Source organism: Agromyces sp. NBRC 114283, from assembly GCF_030268405.1.
In the GTDB taxonomy this organism is placed as follows: domain Bacteria; phylum Actinomycetota; class Actinomycetes; order Actinomycetales; family Microbacteriaceae; genus Agromyces; species Agromyces mediolanus.
In genome coordinates, this window is sequence record NZ_BSQP01000001.1 from 3,096,370 (window position 1) to 3,117,060 (window position 20,691).

Annotated in this window: 18 protein-coding genes; 5 read left to right on the top strand and 13 right to left on the bottom strand. The window is 73.4% G+C overall.

Translation table 11 applies throughout. The features are described from left to right. Positions 1–14 precede the first annotated feature (14 nt). From QSJ60_RS14860 to QSJ60_RS14905, 10 genes are all read right to left on the bottom strand, one after another. A complete protein-coding gene (locus tag QSJ60_RS14860; protein WP_285464143.1) occupies positions 15–1,415 on the bottom strand; it encodes an FAD-dependent oxidoreductase in 1,401 nt (466 codons plus the stop codon). Further along, complete coding sequence (cobA, locus tag QSJ60_RS14865; protein WP_285464144.1) at positions 1,412–2,281, bottom strand: uroporphyrinogen-III C-methyltransferase; 870 nt, start codon at positions 2,279–2,281, stop codon at positions 1,412–1,414. Before cobA ends, QSJ60_RS14860 begins: the two co-directional genes overlap by 4 nt. Then, complete coding sequence (locus QSJ60_RS14870) at positions 2,278–3,258, bottom strand: ABC transporter permease (protein WP_285464145.1); 981 nt, start codon at positions 3,256–3,258, stop codon at positions 2,278–2,280. Before QSJ60_RS14870 ends, cobA begins: the two co-directional genes overlap by 4 nt. Next, a complete protein-coding gene (locus QSJ60_RS14875; protein WP_352230691.1) occupies positions 3,248–3,970 on the bottom strand; it encodes an ABC transporter ATP-binding protein in 723 nt (240 codons plus the stop codon). Before QSJ60_RS14875 ends, QSJ60_RS14870 begins: the two co-directional genes overlap by 11 nt. A 2-nt stretch (positions 3,971–3,972) precedes the next feature. Beyond that, positions 3,973–5,061 carry an ABC transporter substrate-binding protein gene (locus QSJ60_RS14880; RefSeq protein ID WP_285464147.1) on the bottom strand — a complete coding sequence of 363 codons (1,089 nt, stop codon included), beginning with the start codon at positions 5,059–5,061 and terminating at the stop codon, positions 3,973–3,975. Between the two features lie 89 nt (positions 5,062–5,150). Further along, positions 5,151–6,467 carry a sulfate adenylyltransferase subunit 1 gene (locus tag QSJ60_RS14885; RefSeq protein ID WP_285464149.1) on the bottom strand — a complete coding sequence of 439 codons (1,317 nt, stop codon included), beginning with the start codon at positions 6,465–6,467 and terminating at the stop codon, positions 5,151–5,153. After that, positions 6,467–7,438, bottom strand: a complete 972-nt coding sequence (gene cysD / locus QSJ60_RS14890; protein ID WP_285464151.1) for a sulfate adenylyltransferase subunit CysD — start codon at positions 7,436–7,438, stop codon at positions 6,467–6,469. Before cysD ends, QSJ60_RS14885 begins: the two co-directional genes overlap by 1 nt. Then, positions 7,435–8,193 (bottom strand): phosphoadenylyl-sulfate reductase, encoded by a 759-nt coding sequence (locus tag QSJ60_RS14895; protein WP_285464153.1) that lies wholly within the window; start codon positions 8,191–8,193, stop codon positions 7,435–7,437. Before QSJ60_RS14895 ends, cysD begins: the two co-directional genes overlap by 4 nt. A 79-nt stretch (positions 8,194–8,272) precedes the next feature. After that, a complete protein-coding gene (locus QSJ60_RS14900) occupies positions 8,273–10,021 on the bottom strand; it encodes a nitrite/sulfite reductase (protein ID WP_285464155.1) in 1,749 nt (582 codons plus the stop codon). Positions 10,022–10,167: 146 nt separating this feature from the next. Then, positions 10,168–10,971, bottom strand: a complete 804-nt coding sequence (locus QSJ60_RS14905) for a sirohydrochlorin chelatase (protein WP_285464157.1) — start codon at positions 10,969–10,971, stop codon at positions 10,168–10,170. Positions 10,972–11,052: 81 nt separating this feature from the next. Here QSJ60_RS14905 and QSJ60_RS14910 point away from each other — a divergent pair, with 81 nt between their 5' ends. After that, the gene (locus tag QSJ60_RS14910) at positions 11,053–12,936 is read left to right on the top strand and encodes an ABC transporter ATP-binding protein (protein WP_285464158.1); all 1,884 of its coding nucleotides are present in this window, start codon (positions 11,053–11,055) and stop codon (positions 12,934–12,936) included. 337 nt (positions 12,937–13,273) lie between these two features. On the opposite strand, the gene QSJ60_RS14915 is transcribed toward QSJ60_RS14910, so the two are convergent. After that, positions 13,274–15,145 carry a phosphoenolpyruvate carboxykinase (GTP) gene (locus tag QSJ60_RS14915; protein WP_285464159.1) on the bottom strand — a complete coding sequence of 624 codons (1,872 nt, stop codon included), beginning with the start codon at positions 15,143–15,145 and terminating at the stop codon, positions 13,274–13,276. Between the two features lie 145 nt (positions 15,146–15,290). On the opposite strand from QSJ60_RS14915, the gene QSJ60_RS14920 reads away from it, so the two are divergent. Next, positions 15,291–16,733, top strand: a complete 1,443-nt coding sequence (locus QSJ60_RS14920; RefSeq protein WP_189086553.1) for a helix-turn-helix domain-containing protein — start codon at positions 15,291–15,293, stop codon at positions 16,731–16,733. Positions 16,734–16,795: 62 nt separating this feature from the next. Here the strand turns inward: QSJ60_RS14920 and QSJ60_RS14925 are convergent, their stop codons facing one another. Together QSJ60_RS14925 and QSJ60_RS14930 are read right to left on the bottom strand one after the other, a co-directional pair. Beyond that, a complete protein-coding gene (locus QSJ60_RS14925) occupies positions 16,796–17,674 on the bottom strand; it encodes a M48 family metalloprotease (protein ID WP_189086554.1) in 879 nt (292 codons plus the stop codon). Positions 17,675–17,700: 26 nt separating this feature from the next. Beyond that, positions 17,701–18,267 carry a LemA family protein gene (locus tag QSJ60_RS14930; RefSeq protein ID WP_189086555.1) on the bottom strand — a complete coding sequence of 189 codons (567 nt, stop codon included), beginning with the start codon at positions 18,265–18,267 and terminating at the stop codon, positions 17,701–17,703. 156 nt (positions 18,268–18,423) lie between these two features. Here QSJ60_RS14930 and QSJ60_RS14935 point away from each other — a divergent pair, with 156 nt between their 5' ends. The 3 genes from QSJ60_RS14935 to QSJ60_RS14945 are packed head-to-tail and all read left to right on the top strand — an operon-like array spanning position 18,424 to position 20,688. Further along, complete coding sequence (locus QSJ60_RS14935) at positions 18,424–19,104, top strand: TetR/AcrR family transcriptional regulator (RefSeq protein WP_285464161.1); 681 nt, start codon at positions 18,424–18,426, stop codon at positions 19,102–19,104. Then, positions 19,094–19,957, top strand: a complete 864-nt coding sequence (locus tag QSJ60_RS14940) for an ABC transporter ATP-binding protein (protein WP_285464163.1) — start codon at positions 19,094–19,096, stop codon at positions 19,955–19,957. Before QSJ60_RS14935 ends, QSJ60_RS14940 begins: the two co-directional genes overlap by 11 nt. Then, complete coding sequence (locus QSJ60_RS14945; RefSeq protein WP_243568964.1) at positions 19,954–20,688, top strand: ABC transporter permease; 735 nt, start codon at positions 19,954–19,956, stop codon at positions 20,686–20,688. Before QSJ60_RS14940 ends, QSJ60_RS14945 begins: the two co-directional genes overlap by 4 nt. Positions 20,689–20,691 lie beyond the last annotated feature (3 nt).

Genomic DNA, 20,691 nt, shown 5'->3' on the forward strand with positions numbered 1-20,691 from the left:
GCGCGCGGGCGCGCTCAGCGCGGGGCGAGCGCCCCCTCCCGGGAGACCCGCACCTGCGCCTCGCGCGGGACGAGCTTGACCCGCTCGCGCGGAAACCGGTCGACCTCGCCGAGCGCGCGTTCGTGCGCGTCGAGGGCGAGCCATCCCGCCCAGTCCGTGTGCTCGACCCCGCGTGCGTCGAGCAGGTCCAGCACTTCGGCCTCGGCATCCGCCACGACGGGTGCCGCGAGGCGACCCGCCGCCGCGTCCGCGACGAGGTTCGCGACGGTCTCCATCGCGTCGCTCTTGGTGTGGCCGATGAGGCCGATCGGACCGCGTTTGATCCAGCCCGTGGCGTAGAGCCCGGGCAGCGGCGCGCCGGCCCCGTCGAGCACCCGGCCCGCCTCGTTCGGCACGACGCCGCGCGCCTCGTCGAACGGCGCGCCCGCGATCGGCGAGCCGAAGTAGCCGACGGCGCGGTACACCGCCTGCACGGCGACATCGCGCTGCTCCCCGGTCGCCGCCACCACGCCGTCGCTGCGCACCTCGGTGCGTGCGAAGCGCACGCCCTCGACCCGCTCGGCGCCGAGCACCTCGAGCGGGGCGTGGTGGAAGTGCAGGTGCAGGCGGCGCGGCGCCCCGCTGCTGCGCCCGCGCCACGAATTCAGCGTGCGCAGCATGATCTTCACCTGGTTCGTGCGCCCCGCGGGGACCTCGCCGGCCGCGGCGAGCGCGTCCTCGGCGGCGAAGTCCGCCTCGTCGAGCACGATATCGACGCCCGGCACCTCGCCGAGCTCGCGGAGCTCGATCGGGGTGAACTTCACGTCGGCCGGGCCGCGCCGGCCGAAGACGTGCACGTCGGTGACGGGCGAGGCCTCGAGCCCGGCGAGCACGTTGTCCGGCACCTCGGTGCCGCGCAGGTCCACGGGATGCTTCGCGAGGATGCGGGCGACGTCGAGCGCGACGTTGCCGTTGCCGATCACTGCGACCTCGCGCGCCTCGAGCGGCCACTCGCGCGGCACGTCGGGGTGCCCGTCGTACCAGGCGACGAAGTCGGCTGCGCCGTAGGAGCCCGCCAGGCCGACGCCCGGCAGCTCGAGCGCGGCGTCGCGGATCGCCCCCGTCGCGAGGATCACCGCGTGGTACCGCGCATGCAGCTCGTCGAGGCCGAGGTCGCGGCCGATCTCGACGTTGCCGAGGAAGCGGATCCCCGGCTCGTCGAGCATCTCGTGCAGCGAGGCGACGATGCCCTTGATCCGCGGATGGTCCGGCGCGACGCCGTAGCGGATGAGGCCGTACGGCGCGGGGAGCGACTCGAAGAGGTCGATCGCGACCATGCCGCCGGCTTCGGCGACGGCCGAGCGCAGCAGGTTGCCCGCGTAGACGCCGGCCGGGCCGGCGCCGACGATCGCGACGCGGAGGGCGGGGAGGGTCATCTGGTGCCTTTCTCGGAGGGCGCGCCGGGCGACGCGGCCGGGTCGTGCGGCGCGCTCCGCGGCACGAAGGGGTCGTGCGCGACGGCGACGGCGTGGCCGTCCACGGCGAGCTCGGCGGGGGCGTAGGGGCTCAGCCGCACGACGTCGCCCACGACCACGACGGCCGGCGAGCGGACGCCGCGCCGCGCCGCCTGCGCGGCGATCGTGCCGAGGGTGCCGATCGTGACGCGCTGCCCCTCGCCGTAGCCGTCCTCGACGATCGCGACCGGGCAGCCGGCGCCGCGCTCGCCCCGGGCGAGGGTCGTCGCCGAGTTCGCGAGCGTGCCGACGCCCATCAGCAGCACGACCGTGTGGTCGCGGCCGCCGCCGAGCTCGGCGATCTGGTCGTGCCCGGTCGCGACGGTGAACGCGGTCGCGAGCCCGCGATGGGTGAGCGGGATGCCGGCGACGGCCGGCACCGAGATCGCGCTCGTGATGCCGGGCACCACCTCGACGTCGACGCCCGCGGCGCGGCACGCGGCGAGCTCCTCGCCGCCACGGCCGAAGACGTAGGGGTCGCCGCCCTTCAGCCGCACGACGCGGCGACCGGCGCGGCCGAGCTCGACGAGGAGCGCGATGATGCCCTCCTGCGGCACGGCGTGATGCCCGGGCTGCTTGCCGACGTCGACGATCTCGGCGTCGAGCGGGCGTCCGCGCTCCGTCTCGAGCTGGTCGAGCACGGCGCGGGCGCCGAGCCGGTCGGCGACGATCACCTCGGCCGCCTCGATGGCGCGCAGGCCGCGCACGGTCAGCAGGCCGAGCTCGCCGGGGCCCGCCCCGACGAGCTGCACGAGCCCCGTCCCGCCCACCGCGCGCCCGCCGCTCATCGCGCACCTCCCGCGGGGAGCAGCCCGCGCCGGCGCAGGAGCGCCCGCTCGAGCGGGGCGAAGACGGCGAGCTCCACGAGGATGCCGATAAAGAGGATGGCGAGGATCGCGACGAACACCGCCGAGAGGTCGGCGAGCTGCCGCCCCTGGTCGAGCAGCGCGCCGAGGCCGAAGCCGATGGAGCCGCCGGTCGCGATGATCTCCGCGGCCATGAGCGAGCGCCAGGAGAACGCCCAGCCCTGCTTGAGCCCGGCGAGGTACCCGGGCAGCGCGGCGGGCAGCACCACGAGCGCGGCGAGCTCGGCCCGGTTCGCGCCGAGCACCCGCCCGACGCGGCGCAGCTGCGGCGGCACCTGGCGGACGCCGGCGACGAGGCCGTTCACGATCGAGGGCACGGCGCCCATCAGGATGACGAAGTACACGGTCGCGTCCGAGAGCCCGAACCAGATGATCGCGGCGGGGACCCAGGCGACGGAGGGCAGCACCTGCAGCCCGGAGACGAACGGCCCGAAGGCGCGCTGCAACGGCCGGGACTCGGCGAGCAGCAGGCCGATCGGCGTGCCGATCGCCGCGGCGATGAGGAAGCCGAGGATGCCGCGCTCGAGGCTCGTGCCGACGGCGAGCTGCAGCCGCCCGGTGTCCCAGGCGCTGCCGATCGAGGCGAGCACGTCGAGCGGGCCGGGGTACAGGTCGGGCCGGGGCTGCGCGATGACGGTGTACGCCTGCCAGACGGCGAGCAGCACGACGAGCAGGATGATCGGGGGCAGGATGCCTCGGGCGGCCCGCCGCCACCAGGGCTCCCGCTCGGCGGGCGCGGTCTGCAGCCGGTCGAGGCCGGCCTCCAGGGCGCGCAGCTCGCCCGAGGTGGTCGAGGGCCGCGGCGCGGCCGACTCCACCGCCTCCCCCGCCGCGATCCGGCGTTCCTCCGCGATCCGGCGTTCCTCCGCGAGTGCGTCGCGCACGAGTTCAGGCGGCATTGCTCGCGATCTCCTTCCGCAGTCGCTCGGTGATCTCCCGGGCGACGGACTGGGCGTCGAGACCCGGGGCATCCGTGCGCCACTCCCCGGCGACGCGCCCCGGCCGGCTGGACAGCAGCACGATCCGCTGGGCGAGGCGCACCGCCTCGTGCACGTTGTGCGTGACGAAGAGGATGGTGCGGCCGGTCTCGCGCCAGACCCGTTCCAGCTCCTCGTGGAGCAGGTCGCGGGTGATGGCGTCGAGCGCGGCGAACGGCTCGTCCATGAGCAGCACGGTGCGGTCCTGCGCGAGCGCGCGGGCGAGCGCGACGCGCTGGCGCATGCCGCCGGAGAGCTCGTGCGGCCGCTGCTCGGCGGCGTCGGCGAGGTTCACGAGCTCGAGCAGCCGCTCGGCCTCGCCCCGGCGACCGGGCCTCGGCGCCCCGCGCAGCCGCAGGGCGAGCTCGACGTTGCGCCGGGCGGTGAGCCACGGCATCAGGGCCGACTCCTGGAACATCACCGCGGCCCCGTCGCCGGGGACCTCGATCAAGCCGGTGGTGGGCGCCTCGAGGCCCGCGACGAGGTTCAGCAGCGTCGACTTGCCGCAGCCGGAGGCGCCGAGCAGGCACACGAACTCGCCCTCGGCGACGTCGAGGTCGATGCCGTCGAGCACCAGCGGCGAGCGCGGGCCGCCGAAGCGCTTGCCCACGCCGGCCAGCCGGATCGCCGTCACGGTCAGTCCGTCCCGAGCCCGGCGGCCGAGACCGCGGGCTCGCCGCGGCCCTCGAGCACCTCGTTCAGGATGCCGAGCGCGAAGAGCCCGTCAATCGAGCCGTCCTTCGCGGTGCCTGCGGCGACGCCGTTCGCGAGCACCTCCTCGAAGGCTCCCGCGACGGGGTCGACGGTGAAGCGCACGTGCTCGAGCGCCCGGGCGAGCACGGCGTCGTCGAGCGGCTTGCCCGTGTCGGCGGCGAGCTTCGCATTGAGGTCGGCGGCGGCCCGCTGGGGCTCGTCGGCGAGGAATCGCACGGCCTCGGCGTGCCCCTCGACGAGCGCGCGCACGGTCTCGGGGTGCTCGTCGAGGAAGGTCTTCGAGACGAGCAGCACCGTCGTCGGGAAATCGCCGTCGGGCCAGAGCTCGGCCTCGTCGACGAGCACGTGCGCGCCGCCCTCGAGCACGAGCCGGGACACCCACGGCTCGGGGAGCCAGGCGCCGTCGAGCTGCCCCTGCTGGAACAAGGTGAGCGTCTGCGCGTTCTCGGTGGGGGTGATCTGCACCTCCCCGCCGCCCGTGGTGTCGGTCGCGAAGCCCTCCTCGGCGAGCCAGGTGCGCAGGGCCACGTCTTGCGTGTTGCCGAGCTGGGGCGTCGCGAGCGTCGTGCCGGCGAGGTCGGCGGGCTCGTCGATGCCGTCGCGGACGACGAGCGCCGCGCCGCCGGAGGCGGCTCCGGCGACGATCACCGCGGACTCGCCGCCGGACTTCACGAAGGTGTTGATCGCGGGGTTGGGACCGATGTAGGCGGCGTCGATCGCGCCGGCCGAGAGCGCCTCGACGGCGGCGGGCCCGGCGTTGAACACCTCGGTGCTGAGCTTCGTGTCGCCGAGCGCGTCGGCGAAGAAGGCCTCCTCGAGGCCGACGAGGGCGGGCGCGTGGGTGACGTTCGCGAAGTAGCCGAGCCGGAGCTCCGTGGCGGGGGCCGACGAGGCATCCGCTCCCCCGTCGGCGCTCGCGGTCGCGGCGCAGCCGCTCAGCAGCGCGGCCCCGGCCGCCATGATCGCGATCGCTCGGGTGATGCGGCTGGTTCGGATGGTGCGGTGGTGCATGGTGGTCGCCTCCTCGGGGATCGCGGTGGGTCGTGCTGAGTGGTCGGTGGGCCGTGGGCGGTCGGCCGTGTGCGGTCGGCGGTGGGCGGTCACGCGCTCGAGCGGGTGCCCGCGGCGAGGGTCGCGCCGTCCTGCTGGTGGATGACGAGGAAGCCGCCGGCCGCGCGGCTCGCCGCGTACTCCTCGACGGGCAGCGCCGCGCCGAGCCGCAGCACGGCCCGACCGATGTCGTTCGTCTCGAGGCGGTCGGCCGCTTCGGTGCGCAGGGTGTCGAGGTCGCGGCGGCCGGTGATCTTCGCGACGAGCGCGGGGACCGTCGCGGTGCCCGCCTTCACGAGCACCCGCGCGCCCGGCAGGAGCGGCCGGGCGTCGAGTTGGAACAGCTCCGCCTCGAGCTCGCGCACGGTCTCCGGCACCGCCGACGCGGCGACGACGACGGCGCCGCGCGCGGCATCCACCTCGTCGGCCAGTCGCAGCGCGACCGAGCGCGGCGCGCGCGCCTCGGCGAGCTCGCCGTCGGCCGTGTCGACGGCGACGACCGTGGTCGTGACGCCGGCCGGGAGCACGTGCACCCGGTCGCCGGGGCGCACGACGCCGGCCGTGATCCGGCCGGCGAAGGCACGGTAGTCGCGGTACTCGTCCTCGGCGCCCGGCACCGCCGCGAGCTCGGGCGCGAGGGCGCCCTGCGGCCGCAGCACGAGCTGCACGTCGAGGCGGAACGGTTCGCCCTCCTCCGCGGCCTCCGCCGCGAGCTCCTCGGCCGAGGGCAGCGCCTCAAGCAGCTCGAGGAGCGCCGGCCCCCGGTACCAGGGGGTGTTCGCGGAGCGCTCCACGACGTTGTCGCCGGCGAGCGCGGAGACCGGGATGACGTGTACCCCGTCGAGTCCGAGCTCGCGCGCGACCGCCGCGACCTCCTCGGCGACCCGGGCGAAGGGCTCGGCGTCGTAGCCGAGCAGGTCGATCTTGTTCACGGCGACGACGACGTGCGGCACGCGCAGCAGACGCACGACGGCGAGGTGCCGGCGGGTCTGCTCGAGCACGCCCTTCCGCGCGTCGACGAGCACGACCACCGCGTCGGCGGTCGTCGCACCGGTCACCATGTTGCGCGTGTACTGCACGTGGCCGGGGCAGTCGGCGAGGATGAACGAGCGGCGGTCGGTCGCGAAGTAGCGGTAGGCGACGTCGATCGTGATGCCCTGCTCGCGCTCGGCGCGCAGTCCGTCGGTGAGCAGGGCGAAGTCGAAGCCCCCGGCGTCGCCGCCGAAGCCGCGCGCGCGGCTCGCGGACTCGATCTGCGCGAACTGGTCGGCGAGGATCGCCTTCGCGTCGTGCAGCAGCCGCCCGACGAGGGTCGACTTGCCGTCGTCGACCGAGCCGGCGGTGGCGAAGCGCAGCAGCGTGCTCATCAGAAGTACCCGTCCTTCTTGCGGTCCTCCATGGCGGCCTCGGAGATCCGGTCGTCGGCGCGGGTCGCCCCGCGCTCGGTGAGCGTCGAGGCGGCGACCTCCGCGGTGACCGCGGCGAGGTCGGCCGCGTCGGACTCGACGGCGCCGGTGCAGCTCATGTCGCCGACGGTGCGGTAGCGCACCGTGCGCCGCTCGACGGGCTCGTCGGGGCGGGGCAGCGAGTGCTCGCCCACCGCCCGCCACATGCCGTCGCGGCGGAACACCTCGCGCTCGTGGGCGAAGTACAGCGGCGGCAGCTCGATCCGCTCCCGCTCGAGATAGCGCCACACGTCGAGCTCGGTCCAGTTCGAGATCGGGAACGCCCGCACGTGCTGCCCCGGGGTGTGCCGCCCGTTGTAGAGGCTCCACAGCTCGGGGCGCTGGTTGCGCGGATCCCACTGGCCGAACTCGTCTCGGAGGCTCAGGATGCGCTCCTTCGCCCGCGCCTTGTCCTCGTCGCGCCGCGCGCCGCCGAAGACGGCGTCGTGCCGGCCGGCGGCGATGGCGTCGAGGAGCGGCTGCGTCTGCAGCGGGTTGCGGGTGCCGTCGGCGCGCTCCTGCAGGCGGCCGTCGTCGAGGTAGTCCTGCACCCGGGCGACCTCGAGGCGGATGCCGAGACGCGCGACGGTCTCGTCGCGGAACGCCAGCACCTCGGGGAAGTTGTGCCCCGTGTCGACGTGCAGCACCGGGAACGGCACCCGGCCCGGCCAGAATGCCTTCCGCGCCAGGTGCAGCACGACGACGGAGTCCTTGCCGCCGGAGAACAGCAGCACGGGCCGTTCGAACTCCGCGACGACCTCGCGGATGATGTGGATCGCCTCGGCCTCGAGCTGGTCGAGCACCTCGAGCCGTGCCGGCGCTCCGGTCGTGGGCCGGGTTCCGGTCGCCGGCCGGGTCTCAGGCGTCGGCTCGGCCGTGAACAGTGTCGTCATCCGTGCAACCCGCATTCCGTCTTGGCGAGGCCGGCCCAGCGGCCGGACCTCGGGTCTGCGCCGGCGGCGACCGGCTTCGTGCAGGGCTCGCAGCCGATCGAGGGGTAGCCGCGACCGAGGAGCGGGTTCACCGGCACCCCGAACGCGCCCGCGTAGTCGCCGAGCTCCTCGAAGGTCCAGGCCGCGAGCGGGTTCACCTTCACGAGGCCGTTGCGTTCGTCCCAGGCGACGAGCGGCGTGCCGGTCCGGGTGGGCGCCTCGTCGCGGCGCACGCCCGTGAACCACAGCTCGTAGCCGGCGAGCGCCGCCCGCAGGGGCTCGACCTTGCGGCGCTGGCAGCAGAGGCCCGGTTCGCGGGCGAAGAGCTCGGCGCCGAACTCGGCGTCCTGCTCGCCGACGGTCTGCGCGGGGCGCACGTCGACCACGCGGACGTCGAGCCCCGCCGCCACGGCGTCGCGGGTCTCGTGCGTCTCGGCGAAGTGGTAGCCGGTGTCGAGGAAGAGCACGTCGACGCCCGGCAGCGACTGGGCGACGAGGTGCGGCAGCACGGCGTCGGCCATCGAGCAGGCGACGGCCGCGAGCTCGGCGTCGAAGTGGCGGGCGACCCAGGCGACGACGGCGTGCGCGCTCGCCTCGCGGCCGTCGCCGATGTCGGCCAGCTCCGCCGCGCCGGCCTCGGCGAGCGCGCGGAGCTCGTCGGCATCCCGCGTCCGCGCCCGCCTGGGCGCCAGCGTCGTCCCGGCTGCCGCGCTCATCGCAGCGCCTCCCCGGCGCTCGGATCCGTGTCCCGCGTCCGCGTGCGCCTGGGCGCGAGCGCCTCCCCAGCTGTCACGCTCATCGCAGCGCCTCCTCGTCGGCCCGGTGCGCCCACTCGGCGAAGGTCTCCGCCGCGGCCTCGTCGCGCTCGGCGAGGAAGCGGCGCACGATGCGCTCGACGTAGTCGGCGAGCCCGTCGGCGGTGACCTTGAGCCCGCGCACGGTGCGCCCGGTCCCGGCCTCCTCGCGGTGCGCGGAGGCGAGCCCGCCGCCGAGGTGCACCTGGAAGCCGGGCGTCTGGCCGCCGTCGCCGTCGGGCAGCAGCTGGCCCTTGAGGCCGATGTCGGCGGTCTGGATGCGCGCGCAGGAGTTCGGGCAGCCGTTCACGTGCAGGCTGATCGGGTGCGGCAGCTCGAGTCCGGCGAGCCGTTCCTCGAGCCGCACGACCGCGCGTGAGGCGGTCTCCTTCGTCTCGACGATCGCGAGCTTGCAGTACTCGATGCCGGTGCAGGCGATCGTGCCCCGCCGGATGAGGCTCGGCCGCACCTGCAGTCCGAGCCCGTCGAGCCCGGCGACGACCCGCTCGACGTCGCGCTCCTCGATGTCGAGCAGCACGAGCTTCTGGTGCGGGGTGGTCCGCAGGCGCCCCGAGCCGACGCTCTCGAGCAGCTCGGCGATCGCGGTGAGGGTCGAGCCGGAGAGCCGGCCGACGAGCGGGGTCGCGCCGAGGTAGAAGCGGCCGTCGCGCTGCCGGTGCACGCCGACGTGGTCGCCCTGGGCGATCGGCTTCGGCGCGGCGGGGCCGTCGGGCAGCGGCGTGGCGAGGTACTCGGTCTCGAGCACCTCGCGGAAGCGCTCGGCGCCCCAGTCGGCGACGAGGTACTTGAGGCGGGCGCGGTTGCGCAGCCGACGGTAGCCGTAGTCGCGGAAGATCGAGACGACGCCCTCCCACACCTCGGCGACCCGGTCCGGGGTCACGAAGGTGCCGGTGCGGACGGCGAGGTGCGCGGCCGTGGAGAGGCCGCCGCCGACCCAGAGGTCGTAGCCGACGCCGAGCTCGGGGTGCTCGACTGCGACGAAGGCGACGTCGTTGATCTCGTGCACGACGTCCTGGCTGGGATGGCCCGTGATGGCGCTCTTGAACTTGCGCGGCAGGTTCGCGAACTCGGGGTCGCCGAGGTAGCGCCGCTGGATCTCCTCGATCTGCGGCGTCGGGTCGATGAGCTCGTCGGCGGCGATGCCCGCGACGGGCGAGCCGAGGATGACCCGGGGCACGTCGCCGCACGCCTCGGTCGTGGACAGTCCGACGGATTCGAGGCGGCGCCAGATCTCGGGCACGTCCTCGACCCGCACCCAGTGCAGTTGCACGTTCTGGCGGTCGGTGAGATCGGCGGTGTCGCGGGCGAACTCGGTGGAGATACCGCCGATGGTGCGCAGCTGCTCGGTGGTGAGCTGCCCGCCGTCGATGCGCACCCGCAGCATGAAGTACTCGTCTTCGAGCTCGTGCGGTTCAAGGGTCGCGGTCTTGCCGCCGTCGATGCCGGGCTTGCGCTGCGTGTAGAGCCCCCACCAGCGGAAGCGTCCGTGCAGGTCGGTCGGGTCGATGCTGGCGAAGCCGCCGGCGGCGTACGTCTGCTCGATGCGCTCGCGCACGGCGAGCCCGCCGTCCTGCTGCTTCCACTCCTCGTTGGCGTTGAGGGGGGCGCGCCCGTCGACCTTCCACTGCCCATTGGGCTTGTTGGAGCCGCGCGCCGGGCGGACCTCGGCCGAGCGCCGGGGCGGCGCAGCCTGCTCGGCCGGCCTCGTCTCCGTCTCGCCCAGCGTCATGCCCGCTCCCTAGCTGCTCACCCCCGTCGGAGGGACGGCGGTGCTCGCCGTGGCTGCGACGCTAGGCGAGCCGGATTCGGGCGGCACGTTCGTGACGACGCGGTCGTCACGGGAGGAAACGGGATGTCTCGCTGCGCCGTTTTGCGTCACATGGTTGACATCCGGGCGGCCGCTGCGCCGAAGCGGTCGACGACGAGCTCGGCGAGTTCGTCGGGGGGCAGCACGCCCGCGCGGAGCAGCGGTTCGGTGACGGCCGCCGCCCCCGCCGCGCGGGCGGTCTCGACGGCGAGGTCCTGGAAGTACCCGGGGGCGAGCAGGTAGCTCGCGACGAGGACGCGGCGCCGGGCGCCGGCCGCTCCCCCTGCGGCGCCGGCCTCGGCGGCCGCCAGCCGGACGGCCGCCTCGAGCGTCGGCTCCGCGGCCGAGAGGTAGCCGGGCGAGACGGGGGCGCCGAGCTCGCGGGCGAGCCGCTCCGCCATCTCCGCGCAGTCGGCCACGGCGCGCGCGTCGCTCGACCCCGCGGCGGCGAGCACGACGACGTCGCCGGGCCGCCACTCCGCCTCGAGCAGGCGTCGCACGAGCACCCGCGCGAGCCGGTCGTCGGGGCCGAGGGCCGCGGCGAGCTCGACCGCCCGCGCTCCTTCCGCGGCGACCGCCTCGGCGAGGTCGACGTGCACGTGGTACCCGGCGGAGAGCAGCAGCGGCACGACGACCGCGGGCATTCCGGCGGGCAGGCTCGCGAGCGTGGCCGGTACGTCGGGCTGTTCGACGTCGACGTGGCCGAGGCGCAGCGCGGCCGCGCCCGACGCCGCGTGCCCGGCCGCGCCGGGGAGCATGCCGCCGCCCCGCATGAGCCGTGCGCCGACAGCCTTGACGAGGCCGCGGACGGCGGCGCTGCCGTCGGGCGAGGAGGTGCCGTGCGAGATCGCGACGAGCGCAGGACGGGTCATCCCTCCATCGTGCCGTACCCCGGCCGTCCCGCGGCCGCCCCTGAGCCTTCTCCGAGGCCGACGGCGTAGGCTGCTAGACCGATGAGCACCCCGACCTCTCCCGCCCGTTCCCGCTTCGGCCGCCGCGAGACGCCTCCCGGCCCGCGCGCCACCTTCCGGCAGCTGCTGCCCTTCGTGTTCGAGCACCGTCCCGTGCTCGTCTGGGTCGCGATCCTCTCCATCGTCGGCGCGCTCGCGAGCCTCGCGCAGCCGCTCCTCGTCAGCCAGGTCATCACCGTCGTCGAGGCGGGCGACCCGCTCGGCTGGATCGTGTGGGCGCTCATCGCGCTCGTCGTGGTCAGCGGCATCATCACCGGCTACCAGCACTACCTGCTGCAGCGCACGGGCGAGGGCGTCGTGCTGTCCAGCCGCAAGCAGCTCGTCGCGAAGCTGCTGCGCCTGCCGATCGCGGAGTTCGACACCCGCCGCACGGGCGACCTCGTCTCGCGCGTCGGCAGCGACACGACCATGCTGCGGGCGGTGCTCACCCAGGGCCTCGTCGAGGCCGTGGGCGGCGCGGTCACCTTCGTCGGCGCGCTCATCGCGATGCTCGTCATCGACCCGGTGCTGCTCGGGCTCACCGTGCTCGTCATCGCGGTCGCCGTCACGACGGTCACCCTGCTCTCGGCCCGCGTCCGCGAGGCGTCGCACGCCGCGCAGGCGAAGGTCGGCGACGTCGCCGCCTCCGTCGAGCGGGCGATCAGCTCTGTGCGCACCATCCGCGCGGCCGGCGCCACCGAGCGCGAGCTCGCCGATGTGCAGGCCGAGGCCGAGGGCGCCTGGCGGATGGGCGTGAAGGTCGCGAAGATCTCCGCGCTCATCGTGCCGATCGCCGGCATCGCGATGCAGGTGTCGTTCCTCGTCGTGCTCGGCGTCGGCGGCTTCCGGGTGGCGTCGGGCGCGATCACGGTCGCGAGCCTCGTCGCGTTCATCCTGTTCCTGTTCATGATGATCCTGCCGCTCGGCCAGGCCTTCGGCGCGATCACCTCCGTCAACCAGGCGCTCGGCGCACTGGGCCGCATCCAGGAGATCCTCGACCTGCCCGACGAGGACGCGCACGACCGCGAGCTCGCCCCGCTCGCCGTCGTCGTCGGCCCCGCGAACGAGGGCGTCCGCCCGGACGCCCCGGCGATCGAGTTCGACGACGTGCACTTCGCCTACGCGCAGACCTCGCCGCAGGATCCCGCCGACCCGGGCAACGACTCGGCCGACGCGCACGATCCCGAGCCCTCCGTGACCGAGCGGCAGCCCGTGCTCCGCGGCGTCTCCTTCGCGGTGCCGCGCGGCCAGCGCGTCGCCCTCGTCGGGCCCTCGGGCGCCGGCAAGTCGACGATCCTCTCGCTCGTGGAGCGCTTCTACGACCCCTCGGTCGGCGCGGTGCGGATGGGCGGGCTCGACCTGCGCTCGATCGACCGCGCCGAGCTGCGCGCGCAGATCGGCTACGTCGAGCAGGATGCCCCGGTGCTGGCCGGCACCCTCCGCGACAACCTGCTGCTCGGCAACCCGACGGCGAGCGACGAGGAGTGCGAGCACGTGCTGCAGTCCGTGAACCTCGGCGGCGTCCTCGCGCGCGACCCCGCGGGGCTCGGCGCGCAGGTCGGCGAGGACGGCATCATGCTCTCCGGCGGCGAACGGCAGCGCCTCGCGATCGCCCGGGCCCTGCTCGCGGCGCCGCCGATCCTGCTGCTCGACGAGTCCACGTCCTCGCTCGACGGGGTGAACGAGCGGATGATGCGCGAGGCGATCGACGAGGTCGCCGCCGGCCGCACGCTCATCGTCATCGCGCATCGGCTCTCGACCGTCGTCGACTCGGACCGCATCGTCGTGCTCGACGGCGGGCGCATCATCGGCGAGGGCACCCACGCGGAGCTCGTCGCCACCGTGCCGCTCTACCGCGAGCTCGCCGAGCACCAGCTGCTCGTCTGAGCCCCGCCGGTGCGACGAACGGCCCGCTTCCGATCGGAAGCGGGCCGTTCGTCGCTCAGGAAGCGAGTTTGCCGCGGGCGGTGCGCCTTCCCGTGCCCACAACGCCCGCGGCGGGTCCGTAGACCCATGGATGCCGCGGGCGGTGCGCCTTCCCGTGCCCACAGCGCCCGCAGCATCCATCGGTCTGCGCATCCCATGATGACGCATCCCGCGCCGTTTCCCGTCATCGAGCCGATCGAGCGGACGAGGATCGCGCCAGACCTGGGACCCCGGCGCGATCCTCCTCCGCTCGATCGTGCGCCCCGGTGGCCGGGACGCACGATCGACGGGACCTCGTTCAGTCGGTCACGGGCACCTGCCCGTGCTCGAGGTGGTAGCGGAGGCTCGACAGCTCGGCGCGCAGGGCGGCGGGCACCCGGTCACCGAACTGGGCGAAGTACTCCTCGGTCAGCTCGCACTCGGCGAGCCACGAGGCGGGGTCGACGTGGAAGAGCTGCTCGAGTTCGTCATCCGTGATCTCGAGGCCGTCGAGGTTCAGCGCGCCATCGGCGGGCAGCAGGCCGATCGGCGTCTCCGCGGCGCCGGCCTCGCCCTCGAGCCGGCCGACGATCCACTCGATGACGCGCGAGTTCTCGCCGAACCCGGGCCAGAGGAAGGAGCCGTCGGTGCCCTTGCGGAACCAGTTGACCTGGAAGATCTGCGGCGCGCGGTCGCCCAGCACGCGGCCCATCTTCACCCAGTGGCCCCAGTAGTCGGCCATGTTGTAGCCGCAGAAGGGCAGCATCGCGAAGGGGTCGCGGCGCAGCTCGCCGACGGTGCCCTCGGCCGCGGCGGTCTTCTCGCTCGAGATCGTCGCGCCCATGAAGACGCCGTGCTTCCACGAGCGGGCCTGCGCCACGAGCGGCACGTTGGTCGCGCGGCGACCGCCGAACAGGATGGCGTCGATCGGCACGCCGTCGTGGGCGTCCCAGTCGTCCGAGATCTGCGGGCACTGCGCGGCCGCGACCGTGAAGCGCGAGTTGGGGTGCGCGGCGGGCCGGCCGGAGGCCGGGGTCCACGGCTGGCCCTGCCAGTCGGTGAGCTCCTCGGGCACCTCGTCGGTGAGCCCCTCCCACCAGACGTCGCCGTCGGGGCGGAGCGCGACGTTCGTGAAGATCGTGTTGCCCCAGAGGGTCTGCACGGCGGTCGGGTTCGTCGTCTCGCCGGTGCCCGGCGCGACGCCGAAGAAGCCGGCCTCGGGGTTGATCGCGTAGAGGCGGCCGTCGTCGCCGGGACGCATCCACGCGATGTCGTCGCCGATCGTCTCGACGGTCCAGCCGGGGATGGTCGGGCGGAGCATGGCGAGGTTCGTCTTGCCGCACGCCGAGGGGAACGCCGCGGCGATGTGGTAGACCTTGCCGGCCGGCGAGGTGACCTTGATGAGCAGCATGTGCTCGGCGAGCCAGCCCTCGTCGCGCGCCATCACCGAGGCGATGCGCAGCGCGAAGCACTTCTTCGCGAGGAGGGCGTTGCCGCCGTAGCCCGAGCCGAACGACCAGATCTCGCGCGAGTCCGGGAACTGCACGATGTACTTGGTGGGGTTCGACGGCCACTCGATCTCGTCGCGGCGCTGGCCGACGCCGTCGACCAGCGGGTAGCCGACCGAGTGCACGGTACGCACCCAGGGCTCGCCGGCCTCGATGAGGCGGTAGACCTGCTCGCCCATGCGGGTCATGATCCCCATCGAGAGCACGACGTAGGGCGAGTCGGTGATCTCGACGCCGAGCTGCGAGATGGGGCCGCCGAGCGGGCCCATCGAGAAGGGCACCACGTACATGGTGCGGCCCTTCATCGAGCCGTCGAAGACGTCGACGAGCTCTTCGCGCATCTCGCGCGGGTCGCGCCAGTTGTTCGTGGGGCCGGCGTCTTCCTCGTAGGTCGAGCAGATGAAGGTGCGGTCCTCGACCCGGGCAACGTCGGAGGCGTCGGTGCGGGCGAGGTAGCTGTTGGGGCGCCACTCGGGGTTCAGCTTGATCAGCTTGCCCTCGGCGACGAGCTGCTTCGTGAGGAGGTCGGCCTCCTGCTTGGAGCCGTCGCACCAGACGATCTCGTCGGGCTTGGTGAGGGCGGCGATCTCGTCGACCCAGGCGCGCAGGGCCGGGTCGGTGGTGCCGCGGGGGGTCTCGCGGGCGTCGGAGTCCGTTCCGATGGAGAACTCGGAGAGGGTCATCGTCGTCGCGCCTTCCTGCTGGGTGCCGGGCGGTGTCGCTCGGCCGGACCGGAATCGGTCTGTCCTTCAAGAATGCGGGAAGACCGTCCAGTCATCTGGACGAAACAGATGGAAAGAATTGCTGATCTTTCGATATCCTTAAGGCATGAAGGCCGGTACAGCAGACCTCGCGACGCTCGGGCACCGCATCCGACACTTCCGCGGCGAGCGCGGGCTCACGCTCGACCAGCTCGGCGAACTCGTCGACCTCGCCGGCAGCCAGCTCTCCCTCATCGAGAACGGCAAGCGCGAGCCGAAGCTCTCGACCCTCGACGCCCTCGCCGCCGCCCTCGGCGTCGAGCTCGCCGAGCTACTCTCCCGCGAGGCGCCGAGCCGGCGCGCGGCGCTCGAGCTCGAACTCGGCCGCGCCCAGGCGAGCCCGCTCTATGCGAGCCTGGGCCTGCCGCCGATCCGCGCGGGCCGCGGCATCAGCGACGAGACCCTCGAGTCGATCGTCGGCCTGCACCGCGAGCTGCAGCGCCGCGCGAGCGAGGCGATCGCCACGCCGGAGGAGGCCCGGCGCGCGAACACGGAGATGCGAGAGCGGATGCGCGAGCGCGCGAACTACCTGCCGGACATCGAGCGGCTCGCCGAGGAGCAGGTGCGCGCCTCCGGGCACCGTTCGGGCGCCCTCACCCACCGCGAGGTCAGCGTGATGGCCGAGCGGCTCGGCTTCAAGCTCATCTACGTCGACGACCTGCCCGACTCGACGCGCTCGATCACCGACCTCGAGAACGGCCGCATCTACCTGCCCCCGGCGTCGATCCCCGGCGGTCATGGCCTGCGCTCGATGGCGCTGCAGGCGATGGCGCACCGGCTGCTTGGCCACACCCCGCCGGCGAGCTACGACGAGTTCCTCTGGCAGCGCCTCGAGATCAACTACTTCGCGGCCGCGTGCCTGATGCCGCAGGAGGCGTCCGTCGCCTTCCTGCAGGAGGCGAAGAAGGAGCGTCGGCTCGCGATCGAGGACTTCCGCGACGCCTTCGGCGTCACCCACGAGGCCGCGGCGCTGCGCTTCACCAACCTCGCGACCTCGCACCTCGACATGACGCTGCACTTCCTCCGTGTGGCGGGCGATGGGGCGCTGCTGAAGGGCTACGAGAACGACGGCCTGCCGCTGCCGACGGATGTGACCGGCTCGATCGAGGGGCAGTGGGTCTGCAAGAAGTGGAGCGCCCGCACCGCCTTCGAGCACACGAACCGCACGACGGAGAACTACCAGTACACCGACACCCCGGCCGGCACCTTCTGGTGCGCGACGCAGACGGGGCGCACGGATGCCGCGGAGTTCTCGATCACGGTCGGCGTGCCGTTCAATCAGGCGAAGTGGTTCCGCGGCCGCGAGACGACGCTGCGGGCGACGTCGAGCTGCCCCGACGAGAACTGCTGCCGCCGGGCGCCCGACGGGCTCGCGGAGCGCTGGGCTGGGCGGGCCTGGCCGAGCGCGCGGCTGCACGCGCACGTGCTCTCGCCACTGCCCTCCGGCACGTTCCCCGGCGTCGACGACGCGGAGGTCTACGCCTTCCTCGAGGCGCACGCCGAGCAGTGAGCCGGCACAGTGCGCACGCCGAGCAGTGAGCGGCGCGGGGCGCCACTCGCCTCCCGCGCAGCCTAGAAGCTGCCGCCCATCTCCTCGAGGCGCTTCACGCGCTCGGGGATCGGCGGGTGCGTGGCGAAGAGGCGGTCGACGATGCCGGGCTTCAGCGGGTCGGCGATCCACAGGTGCGCCATCGAGGTGTTCTGGCGTTGCATGGGCCGGCCGTACGCCTCGAGCTTGAGCAGCGCCCGAGCGAGCGCGTCGGGGTGCCGGGTGGTCATCGCACCGGTAGCGTCGGCGAGGTACTCCCGCTGACGCGACACCGCGAGCTGCACGAGCGTCGCGACGAGCGGGGCGACGAGCATCGCGACGATGCCGAAGATCATGACGATCGGGTTGCCGTTGTTGTTGCCCCGGCCGCCGAAGAACGCCATGCGCACGAGCATGTCGGAGATGAAGCCGACGGCGACGACGAGCCCGAACACGATCATCGAGAGCCGGATGTCGTAGTTGCGCACGTGCCCGAGCTCGTGCGCCATGACGCCCTCGAGCTCCGCGTCGTCCATGAGCTCGAGGAGCCCGGTGGTCGCGGCGACGGAGGCGTGCTGCGGGTCGCGGCCGGTCGCGAAGGCGTTCGGCGCCGGGTCGGAGACGACGTAGACGCGCGGCATCGGCGTGCCGGTCGTGATCGACAGGTTCTCGACGACGCGCCAGAGCCTCGGGTGCTCGGCCTTCGAGGTGATCTCGACGGCGCCGGACATGGCGAGCGCCTGCCGGTCGGCCGTGAAGTACTGGATGAGGGCGTAGCCGATCGCCACCACCAGCGTGATGATGACGATCGTCAGGTTGCCGTAGATGGCGGCCGCGAGCCAGCCGAGCCCGCCGATGATCAGCAGGAACAGCAGGATCGTGAAGACGGTGTTGCGTTTGTTCTTGGCGATTGCGCGATACATCGGGTGGCGTCAGCGCTCCACTCGCGTCAGAACTGCACGCGCGGCGGCTCGGCGATCGCCGCCGGCTCCGCGACCTCGAAGAACTCGCGCTCGTGGAAGCCGAGGCCCCGCACGAAGAGGGTGTTCGGGAAGACCTTGATCTTCGTGTTCAGCTCGCGCACGCCGCCGTTGTAGAAGCGGCGCGAGGCCTGGATCTTGTCTTCCGTGTCGACGAGCTCGGACTGCAGCTGGAGGAAGTTCTGGCTCGCCTGCAGCTGCGGGTACGCCTCGGCGACCGCGAAGATCGACTTCAGCGCCTGCTGCATGTGGTTCTCGGCGGCTCCAGCCTCGACCGGGCCCTGCGCCTGCAGGGTCTCGGCGCGGGCCTGGGTGACCGACTCGAACACGGACTTCTCGTGCGCAGCGTAGCCCTTGACGGCCTCGATGAGGTTCGGGATCAGGTCGGCACGACGCTTCAGCTGCACCGTGATGTCGCTCCACGCCTCGTCGACGCGCACGTTGAGCGTGACGAGGGAGTTGTACGTGGCCCACAGGTAGATGCCGATGATGAGGACCAGCGCGACGACGATGATGACGGGAATGAGCCATTCCATGGCTGATCAGCTCCTAGCCTGCGGGAATCGGGGTGCCGTCTCATCTTATCCGCGAGCCCCGGTGGCGGCCCGGTTTCCCATGAGACTCGAAGGCTTCTCACTCCGGCTCACCCGCGACGTGCCGCGCACGCGCAGCCGGGGCGTAGGCTCTCGCTCGTGGAGCAGGAGGGCACTCGGGTCCCCAGTCGCCGCCGCGGCCGCCCGCGGGCCGCGGAGGTCGGCGCGGCACGCGGCCGCATCGTCGCCGCCGCGACGCAGGAGTTCGCCGAGCGCGGCTACGAGGCGGCGTCGATCCGTTCGATCGCGCGGCGCGCGGAGGTCGACCCGGCGCTGATCCGGCACTACTTCGAGGACAAGCAGGCCCTCGTCGCCGCGGTGGTCGAGGTGCCGCTCCGGCCCGACCGCATCGTCCAGGGCGCGCTCGAGGGGCCGCTCGACGCCGTCGGCGCGGGGCTCGTCGCCGGCGTTCTGCGCGCCTGGGACTCCCCTGCTGTGCGTCCGGCCGCCCTCGCCGCGCTCCGCGGCGCGGTCGGGCACGGCCCCGTGTCGCGGATGCTGCGGGAGTTCCTCCGCCGCGAGCTCATGCACCGCATCGCGGCCCGGCTCGTCGAGGCCGGCGTCGACGAGGGCGAGGCGGAGCTGCGCGCCGAGCTCGCCGTCTCCCAGATCGTCGGGCTCATCATGGTGCGCTACGTGCTCGTCGCCGAGCCGCTCGCGAGCCTCGATCCCGGCGAGATCGTGCGCCGGCTCGCACCCGTCGTGCAGTTCCACCTCGACGGCGGCGCGGGTCTTGACAGCTCCGGTCTCGCGGCGAAGAATTCCCCGCATGATGAATAACGCGGATGCCTCGAGCGGCGCCGCCGTCGTCGTCCGCGGGCTGCACGTCCGCCGCGGGCGGAACGAGGTGCTCGACGGGCTCTCGCTCGCCGTGCCGCGCGGCCGCATCGTCGGGCTCCTCGGCCCGAGCGGCAGCGGCAAGACGACGCTGATGCGCGCGATCGTCGGCGTGCAGGTCGTCCGCTCGGGCGAGATCGAGGTGCTCGGGCTGCCGGCCGGCAGTGCCGCGCTGCGCACCCGCGTCGCCTACGTCACCCAGCAGCCGAGCGTGTACGACGACCTCACCGTGCGGCAGAACCTGCGCTACTTCCGCCGCGTGCTCGGCGCCCCGGCCTCCGACGTCGAGCGAGTGATCGACCGCACCGAGCTCGGCCCCGTCGCCGAGCGGCTCGTCGGCACCCTCTCCGGCGGCCAGCGCGGCCGCGTCTCCCTCGCCGCGGCCCTGCTCGGCTCCCCGGAGCTGCTCGTGCTCGACGAGCCGACGGTCGGTCTCGACCCGGTCCTGCGCGTCGAGCTCTGGGCGCTATTCCGCGCCCTCGCCGACGACGGGGTCACGGTGCTCGTGTCGAGTCATGTCATGGACGAGGCGAAGCGCTGCGACCGTCTGCTGCTCATGCGCGACGGAGAACTGCTCGCCGACGACACCGTCGACGGGGTGCTCGAGGTCACCGGCACCGACGACGTCGAGGCGGCCTTCCTCCGACTGATCGAGCGCGGCGAACCGGACCTCCGCTCCCCCGCCGAATCCGCGGAGCCCGCCGAGGCCGCCGAGGCCGCCGGCGCGGGCGGGCACGGCCGCCACGCGGCATCCGCCGGCCGAGCGGCCGAGCACGCACCGGAGGAGCCGCGATGACCCTCACCCGCACGTTCGCGACTGCGGGCCGGGTGCTCGCGCAGATCCGGCACGATCCGCGCACCATCGGCCTGCTCGTCGTGGTGCCGAGCCTGCTGATCGGCCTCGTCGCCTGGATCTTCACCGACACCGACGTCTTCAGCGGCATCGGTCCCGCGATGATCGCGCTGTTCCCCTTCATCGTGATGTTCCTCGTGACGAGCATCGCGACCCTCCGCGAGCGGCGCAGCGGCACGCTCGAGCGGTTGCTGTCGATGCCGCTCGGCAAGGGCGACTTCATCCTCGGCTACGCGCTCGCCTTCGGGCTGCTCGCCGTCGTGCAGACGGCCGTCGCGGTCTCGTTCGCCGTCTGGGTGTGCGGGCTCGAGATCTCGGGCTCGATCTGGCTGCTGTTCGCGGTGGCGGTGGCCGATGCGCTGCTCGGCACGGCGCTCGGGCTCCTCGCGAGCGCCTTCGCGCGCACCGAGTTCCAGGTCGTGCAGTTCATGCCCGTGCTGGTGTTCCCGCAGATCCTGCTCGGCGGCATCTTCATCCCCCGCGACCAGCTGCCCGCCGTGCTCGAGGCGATCAGCGAGTGGCTGCCGCTCAGCTACGCGATCGATGCGCTCCAGGCGGTCGCCGCCGACTCCGAGTCGACTGCCTGGGTCGTCGGCAAGCTGCTCGTCATCGGCGCGTGGATCGTGGGCTCCATCGTCGTCGGCTCCGTCACCCTCCGTCGCCGCACGCCCTAGCCC

Coding starts and splice junctions, on each gene's coding strand:
- QSJ60_RS14870 (WP_285464145.1), bottom strand. CDS start 3,258: ATGCCGCCTGAACTCGTGCGCGACGCACTCGCGGAGGAACGCCGGATC.
- QSJ60_RS14945 (WP_243568964.1), top strand. CDS start 19,954: ATGACCCTCACCCGCACGTTCGCGACTGCGGGCCGGGTGCTCGCGCAG.
- QSJ60_RS14940 (WP_285464163.1), top strand. CDS start 19,094: ATGATGAATAACGCGGATGCCTCGAGCGGCGCCGCCGTCGTCGTCCGC.
- QSJ60_RS14920 (WP_189086553.1), top strand. CDS start 15,291: ATGAAGGCCGGTACAGCAGACCTCGCGACGCTCGGGCACCGCATCCGA.
- cobA (WP_285464144.1), bottom strand. CDS start 2,281: ATGAGCGGCGGGCGCGCGGTGGGCGGGACGGGGCTCGTGCAGCTCGTC.
- QSJ60_RS14900 (WP_285464155.1), bottom strand. CDS start 10,021: ATGACGCTGGGCGAGACGGAGACGAGGCCGGCCGAGCAGGCTGCGCCG.
- QSJ60_RS14885 (WP_285464149.1), bottom strand. CDS start 6,467: ATGAGCACGCTGCTGCGCTTCGCCACCGCCGGCTCGGTCGACGACGGC.
- QSJ60_RS14930 (WP_189086555.1), bottom strand. CDS start 18,267: ATGGAATGGCTCATTCCCGTCATCATCGTCGTCGCGCTGGTCCTCATC.
- QSJ60_RS14915 (WP_285464159.1), bottom strand. CDS start 15,145: ATGACCCTCTCCGAGTTCTCCATCGGAACGGACTCCGACGCCCGCGAG.
- QSJ60_RS14905 (WP_285464157.1), bottom strand. CDS start 10,971: ATGACCCGTCCTGCGCTCGTCGCGATCTCGCACGGCACCTCCTCGCCC.
- QSJ60_RS14895 (WP_285464153.1), bottom strand. CDS start 8,193: ATGAGCGCGGCAGCCGGGACGACGCTGGCGCCCAGGCGGGCGCGGACG.
- cysD (WP_285464151.1), bottom strand. CDS start 7,438: ATGACGACACTGTTCACGGCCGAGCCGACGCCTGAGACCCGGCCGGCG.
- QSJ60_RS14910 (WP_285464158.1), top strand. CDS start 11,053: ATGAGCACCCCGACCTCTCCCGCCCGTTCCCGCTTCGGCCGCCGCGAG.
- QSJ60_RS14925 (WP_189086554.1), bottom strand. CDS start 17,674: ATGTATCGCGCAATCGCCAAGAACAAACGCAACACCGTCTTCACGATC.
- QSJ60_RS14860 (WP_285464143.1), bottom strand. CDS start 1,415: ATGACCCTCCCCGCCCTCCGCGTCGCGATCGTCGGCGCCGGCCCGGCC.
- QSJ60_RS14880 (WP_285464147.1), bottom strand. CDS start 5,061: ATGCACCACCGCACCATCCGAACCAGCCGCATCACCCGAGCGATCGCG.